The organism is Cellvibrio sp. (assembly GCF_053579595.1).
Window position 1 is genome coordinate 1 of sequence record NZ_JBRFPI010000400.1, and the last position, 3,887, is coordinate 3,887.

A 3,887-nucleotide genomic window follows, 5' to 3' on the forward strand; every position below is an offset into this window, starting at 1 on the left:
ATTAGGCATACGCAGATCAGTGATGATTAAATCGGGAAGGGAATGGTCAGGATTGGCGAGCAGATCAAGTGCGGCGTTGGCATCAGAGGCAGAACACACACGAAAACCACTATCCGTCAGATAGGTCACAATACTCTGGCGGACAAGGGCATCGTCATCGATGATAAGCAGCTTGCGGCTTGCGGGTGTCATCTTATGCTCGGACTTTTTATGGCTACAGTTGAGTTAAGGGCAATCGATAAGGCGCGTAACACTACTCCTTCACCTTAAGGAGCGCAAGCCATAGCAACTAAAGCCCTGCCTGCTTAGCTAATTAAGTTTTGTTTGCATTCTATTTGCCCCGCCAAGGGGCAACAATCGTTAAATATTGGACTATTTCGGCTTGCTACGATTTTTGTCGCGTTCAGCTTTACGTCGCATCTCGACCAGTTGGCGCTGGGTCATTTTGCTTTTGCGCTCAGTATAGGGGTTTTCATTATTGCGATATTCGATCCTGATCGGTGTGCCATGCAAATCGAGCACGCGTCTGAAAGTTTTTTCCAGGTACTTGGTGTAGTGACTAGGTATATCGTTCGTCTGGTTACCGTGGATCACAATAATAGGAGGGTTATGCCCGCCTGGATGTGCATAGCGCAGTTTGATACGACGCCCCTGAATCATGGGCGGCTGATGTTCACGCACCGCATCTTGCAGGATGCGAGTCAGGAAGTTGGTACTAAATTTATCAGTTGCGGACTGGTAAGCCAGCTCAATCGACTTGTACAGATTACCTACACCAGTGCCGTGCAGGGCCGAGATAAAGTGAATTGTCGCAAAATCCACAAAACGCAAACGGCGCTCAAGCTCACTTTTGACATATTGCTTGTGCGCATCATCCAAGCCATCCCACTTATTTAGTGCGATAACCAGCGCGCGCCCCGCTTCGATAGTCGTGCCCATCAAATGCAAGTCCTGCTCGACTACACCTTCGCTGGCATCCATTACCAACACGACGACATTGGCATCTGCTATAGCTTGCATAGTTTTAACAATAGAGAACTTCTCTACCATCAAATCAATATTTTTACGGCGGCGCACACCGGCCGTATCAATCAGCGTATAAGGCTTATCAAAGCGGGTGTAATTGATATAGGTACTATCGCGCGTGGTACCCGGCTCGTCGTAAACCACTACCCGCTCTTCACCCAGCAAGCGATTAACCAATGTTGATTTACCCACATTAGGACGGCCAACAATAGCAATTTTTATCCCCGTTGCTTTCTCTGGCTGATAGTCTTCAGGCAGCTCAGGAATATCAGCCAGCACTTCTTCCATCAAAGATCTAACACCGCGACCATGGCTGGCAGTCGTGGGGTGAACCTCGCCCAGACCCAACTCATAAAAAGGCGCCAGCGCGATATCAGGATCCATTCCATCGATTTTATTGGCGACAACATAGGTTTTTTTGTTGTTTACCCGCAAATGCTTGGCAATCATTTCATCAGCAGGGTTTAAACCAACGCGACTATCCACAATAAACAGCACTATGTCAGCTTCCTGAATTGCAAGAAGTGACTGGCCAGCCATCATGCTATCAATGCCCTCTTCTTCTCCGCTTATCCCACCGGTATCAATTACGATAAACCGGCGATTCTCCAATACACCCTCGCCGTATTTGCGGTCGCGGGTCAAACCGGGATAGTCCGCCACCAAAGCATCGCGCGACTGGGTGAGACGATTGAAGAGTGTGGATTTACCCACGTTAGGGCGGCCAACAAGTGCTATTACGGGGATTATCATAAAAATATCAATTGAAATGAAAAATGGGATTGCAGCAAAAAATCACTGCATAAATTCACGTACTTAAAAAAACAAAACCAGCCGCCAAGAAGTTTACCTTATTCGATTCAGGTAAATTCAAGCGGCTGGTTGGTGTTAACAAATAAAGCTGGAAACTATTTTTCCTTTTCAGCCCTAAAAGCGATCAGTTTGCCGCGATTGGTATAAACATAAAGTGTTTCACCATCTGTCAGCATGGGGGCACGGGCGCCCTTTCTATCTACGCGGGTGCGCGCGACAAACTCGCCATCACTTTGGTTAACAACATGCATATAGCCTTTAAAGTCTACAACTGCAACATAGTCCCCAAACACTTGCGGCCCATTTAAAAGTCGGCGCAACATTTTTTCGTTGCTCCACAGCTGCTCACCTGTGACTGAGTTGTATGCAACCAATTTTCCGTCGGCATGGGCGACAAACAACTTATCGCCCGACAGCGCCACACTCTCGCTGGTAGAGCCATCCTGACCCCAAAGAGGTTTGCCAGTACCACGTGCGAGAGCACTGATGCGCCCTTGATAAGTACCTACATAAATCACCCCATCTTTAATCAACGGGCTGGAGTGGATATCAACCATACGCTCCAATTCGGAACGTCCTTTAGGCGATGCAATACGCTGCTCCCACAAGATCAATCCATTGGCTGGATTAAATGCCATCATACGGCCATTGGAAAAACCGGAATAAATAGCCGTATCTGTCACTATGGGTGATGGGGTACCACGCAAGGTCAATACCGGTGGCGGATTGTCATAAAACCACAACTGTTCGCCGGTTTTTGCATCCAGCGCAAATAACTTGCCATTCACGGTTTGTGCTGCAACAACACTACCGTTAGTGCGCGGAGCAGAAACCACTTCGCCCGGTAATTGTTTACGCCATAATTCATCGCCCGTTTGTTTGGAAAGCGCCATCACTTCGCCCGCGTAAGTTGCGACTAACAGCAGGCCATTTTCTGCCGCTATACCACCCACGATTTGGCGATTGGGGTCACCTGCAACAAAAAAGCTTTTTAACCAACACCACAGGCCTTGTTGTGATTTATTAACCTTGCGCGACCACTGCTTTTTGCCGGTTTTGCTATCTAACGCAACAACCAGACCTTCATAATCTACTGCATAGATAGCGTCGCCATCCAATGCCGGAGTGAGGCTACTAAACCCTTTGTTTTGACTTTCACCAATGCCGCGTTTCCATACTTTGTCGAGATCCAATGTCTCTTTAAAATCGACCAACTCCATGGGTTCATTCCCGGTTTTTTTACTAAACCAGGAACAGCCGGACATAGCGAATGCACAAAGCAATACCAAGCAGCTCAAGTGCCTCACAGAGACTTGCATCATTGAGCCTTCTCCTCAGCCGGAGCTGCAGGTACAGGGCTATCCACTTTCAAATCATCAACTTTCATTTGCAATAACATGTAGCGCTCTTGTTGTTGAGGGTCGGTTGCTGCGAGTGCTTTTTCGTAAGCAGTACGTGCCGCATCCAAATCACCTTGCAATTTCAGGATATCACCGCGCGCTTCTGCATACTCGGAAGTGAACGCAGCGGCAGGCTCGGGTGACAATTGTGCCAATGCATCGGCATAAATTTTTTGTGCCGTTAATACACGAGCCAGACGCAAACGAGCAAGTTGCTCAGTCGCGGCCTCGGGTTTGGCAGACAAAACCCATTTAAGTTCACTCACAGCAACATCCAATTTATTATCTTCCACCGCTAACTTGGCCAGGAAAAATGCAGCGCTGTGCGCATACATACTTTTACTATTGCCGTCTTTCAACTCGCCAGCGAGGTGAGCGATAGTTGCTTTATCTGAATCCGTCAGGGTTTTACCTGGTTCAGCATTGGTCAGTTTGAGCAATTGCTCATACACTTCTGACGCTTTTTCCGCTTTCTGACGTTTTTGATCCTGCCAAGTGGTGTATCCAAAATAACCAACCACAGCAACCAACACGGCGATAATTACGGTTTTACCCTAATCCTTCCACCACCCCTTTAATACTTCTAATTCTTCTTCTTCTGTTAGATGTACCCTCACAATTGACTCCTCTATGCCTTAGCCCAATGCC

General features: G+C 47.7%; 4 protein-coding genes. All 4 read right to left on the reverse strand.

Annotation, left to right across the window (positions count from 1 at the left end; all coding sequences use genetic code 11):
- A partial coding sequence (locus ACWA6V_RS18485; protein ID WP_449523872.1) for a response regulator occupies window positions 1-192 on the reverse strand: 192 nt, incomplete at its 3' end.
- Window positions 193-372: 180 nt separating this feature from the next.
- The gene (gene der / locus ACWA6V_RS18490; RefSeq protein WP_449523874.1) at window positions 373-1,776 is read right to left on the reverse strand and encodes a ribosome biogenesis GTPase Der; all 1,404 of its coding nucleotides are present in this window, start codon (window positions 1,774-1,776) and stop codon (window positions 373-375) included.
- 158 nt (window positions 1,777-1,934) lie between these two features.
- Complete coding sequence (bamB, locus tag ACWA6V_RS18495) at window positions 1,935-3,161, reverse strand: outer membrane protein assembly factor BamB (RefSeq protein ID WP_449523873.1); 1,227 nt, start codon at window positions 3,159-3,161, stop codon at window positions 1,935-1,937.
- Window positions 3,158-3,781, reverse strand: a complete 624-nt coding sequence (locus tag ACWA6V_RS18500; protein ID WP_449523875.1) for a tetratricopeptide repeat protein — start codon at window positions 3,779-3,781, stop codon at window positions 3,158-3,160. Before ACWA6V_RS18500 ends, bamB begins: the two co-directional genes overlap by 4 nt.
- Between the last annotated feature and the right edge of the window lie 106 nt (window positions 3,782-3,887).